The 6,194-nt window shown below is 64.8% G+C and carries 9 protein-coding genes; 4 read left to right on the top strand and 5 right to left on the bottom strand.

The window, feature by feature from the left end; translation table 11 throughout:
- A partial coding sequence (locus Mrose_RS17545) for an ABC transporter ATP-binding protein (RefSeq protein WP_147371717.1) occupies nucleotides 1–815 on the bottom strand: 815 nt, incomplete at its 3' end.
- The gene (locus Mrose_RS17540) at nucleotides 808–1,395 is read right to left on the bottom strand and encodes a TetR/AcrR family transcriptional regulator (protein ID WP_119280474.1); all 588 of its coding nucleotides are present in this window, start codon (nucleotides 1,393–1,395) and stop codon (nucleotides 808–810) included. The genes Mrose_RS17540 and Mrose_RS17545, both read right to left, overlap by 8 nt.
- Before the next feature lie 90 nt (nucleotides 1,396–1,485).
- Between Mrose_RS17540 and Mrose_RS17535 the strand changes: the two genes are divergently transcribed.
- Complete coding sequence (locus Mrose_RS17535) at nucleotides 1,486–2,940, top strand: AAA family ATPase (protein WP_119280472.1); 1,455 nt, start codon at nucleotides 1,486–1,488, stop codon at nucleotides 2,938–2,940.
- Between the two features lie 348 nt (nucleotides 2,941–3,288).
- Here Mrose_RS17535 and Mrose_RS19880 read toward each other — a convergent pair whose 3' ends face one another.
- Together Mrose_RS19880 and Mrose_RS19875 are read right to left on the bottom strand one after the other, a co-directional pair.
- Nucleotides 3,289–3,588 (bottom strand): winged helix-turn-helix domain-containing protein, encoded by a 300-nt coding sequence (locus Mrose_RS19880; protein WP_220452361.1) that lies wholly within the window; start codon nucleotides 3,586–3,588, stop codon nucleotides 3,289–3,291.
- Complete coding sequence (locus tag Mrose_RS19875; protein WP_119280468.1) at nucleotides 3,522–3,779, bottom strand: helix-turn-helix domain-containing protein; 258 nt, start codon at nucleotides 3,777–3,779, stop codon at nucleotides 3,522–3,524. Before Mrose_RS19875 ends, Mrose_RS19880 begins: the two co-directional genes overlap by 67 nt.
- A gap of 30 nt (nucleotides 3,780–3,809) precedes the next feature.
- Here Mrose_RS19875 and Mrose_RS17515 point away from each other — a divergent pair, with 30 nt between their 5' ends.
- Nucleotides 3,810–4,334, top strand: coding sequence for an esterase-like activity of phytase family protein (locus Mrose_RS17515; protein WP_147371716.1), 525 nt, complete (start codon nucleotides 3,810–3,812; stop codon nucleotides 4,332–4,334).
- Between the two features lie 557 nt (nucleotides 4,335–4,891).
- Here Mrose_RS17515 and Mrose_RS17510 read toward each other — a convergent pair.
- Nucleotides 4,892–5,101 carry a YgaP family membrane protein gene (locus Mrose_RS17510; protein WP_119280464.1) on the bottom strand — a complete coding sequence of 70 codons (210 nt, stop codon included), beginning with the start codon at nucleotides 5,099–5,101 and terminating at the stop codon, nucleotides 4,892–4,894.
- Between the two features lie 83 nt (nucleotides 5,102–5,184).
- Between Mrose_RS17510 and Mrose_RS17505 the strand changes: the two genes are divergently transcribed.
- Both Mrose_RS17505 and Mrose_RS17500 read left to right on the top strand, forming a co-directional pair.
- Complete coding sequence (locus tag Mrose_RS17505; protein ID WP_119280462.1) at nucleotides 5,185–5,790, top strand: helix-turn-helix transcriptional regulator; 606 nt, start codon at nucleotides 5,185–5,187, stop codon at nucleotides 5,788–5,790.
- 220 nt (nucleotides 5,791–6,010) lie between these two features.
- Nucleotides 6,011–6,194, top strand: a 184-nt coding sequence (locus tag Mrose_RS17500; protein ID WP_420808364.1) for an NAD(P)/FAD-dependent oxidoreductase, incomplete at its 3' end; no start/stop codon positions are given.

The following is a 6,194-nucleotide window of genomic DNA, read 5'->3' as shown; positions in this document are numbered from 1 at the left end:
GTGGGGGAGAGCTCGAGGGGGGGACGGGCGCCGGGCTCGAGGATCAGCCGCATCCCGTCGCCGCTGGGCCAGGCATCGAGCACCCCCGGCTGAGAGCGCAGGGCCTCGGGGCTCTCTTGGGTGCGGGCAAAGGCGAAGCGGGCTTGGGATTGGGCCAGGGCCTTGAGCTCGGCGGGGGTGCCCGTCGCCAGGGTGCGCCCGCCGTAGAGCAGGGCCAGCCGGGTGCAGCGCTCGGCCTCGTCCATGTAGTGCGTCGTCACCAGCACGCTCGCCCCCTCCCTGGCCTCCTCGTGGATCAAATCCCAGATGGTGCGGCGCGAGACCGGGTCCAAGCCGGTGGTGGGTTCGTCCAGGAACAGCACCTTGGGGCCGTGGACCACCGCCTGGGCCAGGGCCAGCCGCTGCCGCCAGCCCCCCGAGAGCGACCCGGCCAGTGTATCGGCAAACTCCTCCAGGCCGAAGCGCTGCAGGGTGCGCTCCACCGCGTAGCGCACGCCCCTGGGCTCTAAGTAGAGCCTCGCGCGAAACTCGAGGTTCTCCCGCACCGTGAGGTCGCGATACACCGAAGCCTCCTGGGTGGCATAGCCGATGGCCGCCTTGACCTCGTCGGGGTGTCGCCCCACGTCGAGCCCGGCCACGTGAGCGCTGCCCTCGCTGGGCGAGAGCACCCCGCTCAAGATGCGGATCAGCGTGGTTTTGCCCGCCCCGTTGGGGCCCAGCAGGCCGAAGACCTCACCGGGATGCACCCGCAGGCTCACGCTCTCCAGCGCCACCAGGTTGCCAAAACGTCTGGAAACGCCCTCTACGCTAACCATTCTTCCTCCCTTCCAGAAAGCCCCGCACGTGGGCTTTGAGGTCGAAGGGCAACTCCAACCCCCAAACCCCCGAGAGCAGCACGCGGGCCACCAGCGGCCCCACGAAGGCGACCACCATCTGCTGGGGTGACTCGTCCGAGCGCAGCAGACCCATCTGCTGGCAGCGTTGAAAGAAGCCCCCCGCTGCGGCAAAGGTGTGGGCGAACCCGGCGGCGGGCCCTTCGGGGTGCAACTCGGGGTGGCGCATGAGCTCGGGCAGCAAGCGCACCACGAAGCCTTTGTTGAACTCGAGGAGGCCGCTGATGGCCTCGAGCAGTGCCAGCAGGTCGGCCTCGAGGTTGCCTTTGGGCACGAAGAGCGCCTGGTTCACCGGGGGGGAAATGCGGTTGATGGCTTCGCTGAGGAGGGTCTGTTTGTTTTTGTAGTGGCGGAAGAGCGTGACTTCGGAAACCCCGGCCCGCCGGGCGATCTCGCGGGTGGTGGCCCCCTTGTAACCCCTCTCCGCCAGCAGCTCGAGGCCCGAGCGCAGCAGGGCGGCTCGGGTGGGGTCGGGCTCGTCCAGGTTAGCAAGTAAGTACATACTTACATCCTATGAACCCGGAGGGAATTTTCAAGCCCCTTGGGTCGAAATCGGGCCAGGGGAGCCGGGCCCTCGACTACACTGAAGCTCATGTTGGTCTTCAGCGACTTCTTCACCGACAACAAGAACGAGTGGTCGGTGCGCGACTCCAAGGAGGTGCTGCTGGCGGTGGAAGACGGTTGCTACGTCTTCGAGCACAAGCGCTCGGAGGGCAACTGGCTCTCGTGGTGCGGCACCAGGGCCGACTGGAGCCGGGATTTCCGCCTGCACGTGATCCTGGAGAAAGTCAGCGGGGTCAACGACTACGGCTACGGGGTGGTGTGGTCGCTGAAGGACGCCGACCACTTCTACTCCTTCCTCATCAGCGGCGACGGCCACTACCGCATCGACGCGTGTGACAACAACGAGTGGACCACCCTGCAGGACTGGACCAAGACCCCCCTGGTGCACCCCGGCGACGCGGTCAACTGGCTGAGCGTGGTGCGCCAGGGCGAGGAACTGCGCTTTTACATCAACGACCAATTGGCCGATACCAAGCCGGCCTCTGCCTTCGAGAAGGCCTTTGGCAGCGCGGTGGGCTTCTACCTCAACCGCCAGATGCGGGTGAGGGTGCACGCGGTGTGGCTGGGGCAGGGCGAGGGGCTCGGCGGTGCTCCGGAGGCCATCGAAGTCCCCGACGACGACAGCCTCGAGAAGGTCCTGGCCGAACTCCACACCCTCATCGGCCTGGGTCACATCAAGCAGGAAGTGCAGACGCTGGTCAACTTCCTCACCGTGCAGACCGAGCGCAAGAAGCGCGGCCTCTCCACCATCCCCCTCTCCTTGCACATGGTGCTCACCGGCCCGCCCGGCACCGGCAAGACCACCATCGCCCGGCTGGTAGGCCGCATCTACCGCCACCTGGGCTTCTTGCAGAAGGGTCACGTCGTCGAGACCGACCGCGCCGGGCTGGTGGCGGGCTACATCGGCCAGACCGCGCTCAAGACCGACGAGCAGGTGAAGAAGGCCTTGGGCGGCATCCTCTTCATCGACGAGGCCTACGCCCTCGAGCCCGAGGGGGCCACCTTTGCCGACTTCGGCCAGGAGGCCATCGACACCCTGCTCAAGCGCATGGAGGACTACCGCGACCAGTTCGCCGTGGTCATCGCCGGTTACACCGATGAGATGGAGCGCTTCTTGGAGTCTAATCCCGGCGTGCGCTCGCGTTTTTCCCGCTACTTCTATTTCGACCACTTCAGCCCCGAGGAACTGCTGGCCATCTTCGAGAAGTTCGCCGCCGACGCGGGCTACCGCCTCACCCCCGACGCCCGCCTGGCCGTCGAGAGCACCATCCGCCAGGCCCACGCCGCGCGCGACCGCAGCTTCGGCAACGCCCGCTTCTGCCGCAACCTCTTCGAGGACATCGTGGCCGAGCAGGCCAACCGCATCGCCCACTCGGACATGACCGCCCTCTCCGACGCCGACTTGCAGCTCATCACCCTGGAGGACATCCCCAACGCCGCCGCCGACATCGCCCGGCTCAACACCAAGCGGTCGCTGAATTGACAGCGATAGTTGACGCTCGAGGGTTATTACCACCTCTACGGCGAGGTGACACATAAAGCCTCTTGAATCCAAGGCCAAAAGCAAAGCTGCTTGACCCTGGTTGGATCAGCCGCAAGCTGGGTGAGAAACGGCTCAGCAGCCAGGCGTTTGTGTTCCAGCGAAGGGTACACTTGGCCTTCAATGGCCCGCCTGACCTCCTCAAAAACCCGTTCGGCGGGATTGAGCTCGGGCGAATACGAAAGCTCGGATAGGCTACGACCCCGGTGAACCCCCGCCCCATCCCAAACGTTGATCGCTAACCGCATCTCATCGCTAAAGCCAATCTGGGCCAGGGCATCCCCCTGGGGTTTACCCGGTCGGTGGAGCTGCTCGGCTATCAGGGCTTTGAGCCCCCTTTTTCCAGCGCGCTTGCGCTGCCGCATCGGCCTTGGCCGAACTCGGTCGCGGTACTTTGGGGTGAATCTTCCATCGAGCCATCAGCCCATAGAGGCCTTTATAGCTGTACTGTACCCCAAAGCGTTGTTGCACCCACTGCCGCGCTTCTTCGTAGGTGCGAAAGCTTCCTTTGGCACTCTCGGCCTTCAGTTCCAGCTGTTGGCCTTCATCCAGCCGGGCTCGGCTGACTTTGACCCCCCGGCCCGGTACCACCCCAGCCACCTGCTGAGGGTTTTACGTCCAATCCCCACTTTTTTGGCCGCCTCCTGCGCCTCTTTACCTCGACGTACCAGCCACATCGCCTGCAGCCGTTTACGTCGTTCCAGGTGCTTCTCCCGTCTATACAGTTCCTCCAACTCCTCTGCGCTTTCGGCCCAATCGATTGGGGCAATCCTTCGACTCATTCCCCTATCCTACTTTAGGTGTCACCTTGGGTGAGATTTGCTATTACGCCCTGGCGGGTCTCAGCCGGGTCCTGCCCTTCGCTGCTGAGCCGGCCACAGCTCCCGCTGCCGCGCCGCAGCCTTTCACGGTGCGCCCGCTCGAGCAGCCCGCCCCGTGGGTATACCTCGAGGGCGCTGCGCCTGGTTTTGCTGCTGACCAACCCCGTGGGCCTGTACGCCGAGTATGCCTACGTGCTGGACGCCCCAGGGAACCGCCTCGTCGGCCTGGCTTGGCCGGAGCCCAGAATACTGCTGGTGAGCGAGCAGGGCGGGGGGAAGACCCGGATCTACCGCCTGGAGCTGAACGGGGCTACCGACCTGGCCTTCAGCCCCTTCGACGAGCCGCAGGGGGCGCTCGAGGCCGGAATCGGCGCCGGCGTGCGCCCGGTGGCCAAGGAGCGGGTGCTCGAGCTTGAAGGGGAGTACCGGGGTCTGGCCCGTGTGGGGGAGCGTTTCTACGTCCTGCGCGAGGGGCGCGCTTTCGAGATCACTCCAGGGCAAACCCCTGGCCGCTGAAACCCCGCAGAGGCCCGCGGCATGCGGTGGTGCTAGGGCCTCGATTGCGAATCATGGTTCCATAGGCCCGTTCAGCCAGCGATCTACGCTCGAGGTACTGGTCCGCTGGCCGTAGCGTTGCTGCAATGAATCCACCATTTCAGCCAGTGTCCACTCATTCCGTTCTCCCAGCAGCGTGGTCAGCCGCTCCCGCCACTCTGCCTCCACCGCAGACCTGGGCCTCCAAACCACCCCTTCCTCGGTACAACTCCATCCACCCCTGCACCGTATTCCGCGCCACCGCAACTCTGGTGAATGTACGCTCATTCCGCTGACTTATTTCGTACCGGGTTTTGCTGGGAAGGGCTTTGAGACGCTTTTACGACAGCCTCTTATGCTGCCCAGGCCGAGTTTCTAGAGGGATCTGATCCGTGTGGGCGCTTGGATCAAAGACCCATCGGAGTTCTTGGCGTGAAGCCCGGTTCCTGAAAGGCTGCTAAGTGGGAGCGGCTTCGGCGGTTAAACACCGACCCCGCAAACTGCGTCCTGGCTGGGCCTAGGGCAAACGCCGGCCTCGTTCAGGAAATCTTGCGCACCGGGCAGGTGTTGATGCCGAGCAGGGCGTACAGCGGGCAGTAGCCCACGACTGCTGTTCCCAGCATCAGCACGCCCAGGCCAGCGGTGATGTAGGTCCAAAGACCGGCAGTGACGGTAAAGGCCAGCGTGAAGAACACGACGCTCAGGGTCAGGCGGATGATGCGATCGGCGGTACCCTCGTTTGGTTTCATCCTCATCTCCTCCTTCTGCCTCGAGGCTAGGCTGTAGATAACACCAAAGCAATGGTAAAAATGGTAAAAAACTAGAGGAGACCATGGGCACGGGGCGTAAGCTCATCGAGTACCTCAAACAGCAGGGGCCGAGCACCGTCAAGGAACTTCAGCTGGCCCTGGGATTGAGTGCCAACGCAGTGCGCCACCACCTCAGCGCCTTCGAGAAGGCGGGTTGGCTGCGGCAGGAGACCTGGCCGCAGGGGCGGGGCCGCCCGGCGGTGCGCTATGCTTTGACCACGGCCTCCGAGGGGCTCTTCCCCAAGCGCTACCCCGAACTGCTCGACGCGGTGCTGGGCCAGGCGCAGGCTGAGGGGCTCCTCGAGCGCCTGCTGGAGGGTGTAGCCGATGGTATGGCGCGCGAGCTTAGGGCCAGGCTGGGGGGGCTCGAGGGGGAGGCCCAGTTGCAGGCTTTGCTTCAGCACATGGACTACGGCGACATGCTGGGGCAGCTTGGGGAGACCGAGGCCGCCTGGGAGCTCAGAGCCTACAACTGCCTCTACTACGCCACTGGCCAGAAGTTCGAGCCGGTGTGCGATCTGCCTCCGAAGGTTATCACCAAGGCCACGGGCCTCCCTGCCGAACGCCCCTTCTGCCAGCGCGACGGCCGGCGAGCCTGCTACTTCCTCATCGCCAAGCGGCCCGCCTGATGCACCCCAGTCCGGTCGCTCGGCTACACGTTCGCTACGGCGGTGCCTTCAGCCGTACAAGAACTTCAGCAGCTTCTGCCACGCCGACCACCGCATGTAGCGGGCCAAGACCCACGGGGACGCGCTTTGGGCGCAATTGAAGCCGCCGGCCATGGGCTGCGGCGGGAGAGGGGGTAGCTATGTGGGGCTCTACACGGTCTATACCCCTGGGGGGTATGTTATGCTGGGGCGAGAGTTGATTATGGAGCAGAACATCTACGACGTGGTGATCATCGGAGGGGGTCCGGCGGGGCTCACGGCGGGCATCTACACCGGGCGGGGCGGCCTGAGGAGCGTGATTTTGGAGAAGGGGTTGCCCGGGGGGCAGATCGCCCAGACCGAGGAGGTGGAGAACTACCCCGGCT

Origin of the sequence: Calidithermus roseus (assembly GCF_003574095.1) — a bacterium.
Classification (GTDB): domain Bacteria; phylum Deinococcota; class Deinococci; order Deinococcales; family Thermaceae; genus Calidithermus; species Calidithermus roseus.
Note: the sequence above shows the minus strand (reverse complement) of the source record. Positions and strands in the feature narration are given on the sequence as shown.

Excerpts from the sequence above, each read along its gene's own strand:
- Mrose_RS17540 (WP_119280474.1), bottom strand. The coding sequence starts at position 1,395 with ATGTACTTACTTGCTAACCTGGACGAGCCCGACCCCACCCGAGCCGCC.
- Mrose_RS17535 (WP_119280472.1), top strand. The coding sequence starts at position 1,486 with ATGTTGGTCTTCAGCGACTTCTTCACCGACAACAAGAACGAGTGGTCG.
- Mrose_RS19875 (WP_119280468.1), bottom strand. The coding sequence starts at position 3,779 with ATGAGTCGAAGGATTGCCCCAATCGATTGGGCCGAAAGCGCAGAGGAG.
- Mrose_RS17510 (WP_119280464.1), bottom strand. The coding sequence starts at position 5,101 with ATGAAACCAAACGAGGGTACCGCCGATCGCATCATCCGCCTGACCCTG.
- Mrose_RS17505 (WP_119280462.1), top strand. The coding sequence starts at position 5,185 with ATGGGCACGGGGCGTAAGCTCATCGAGTACCTCAAACAGCAGGGGCCG.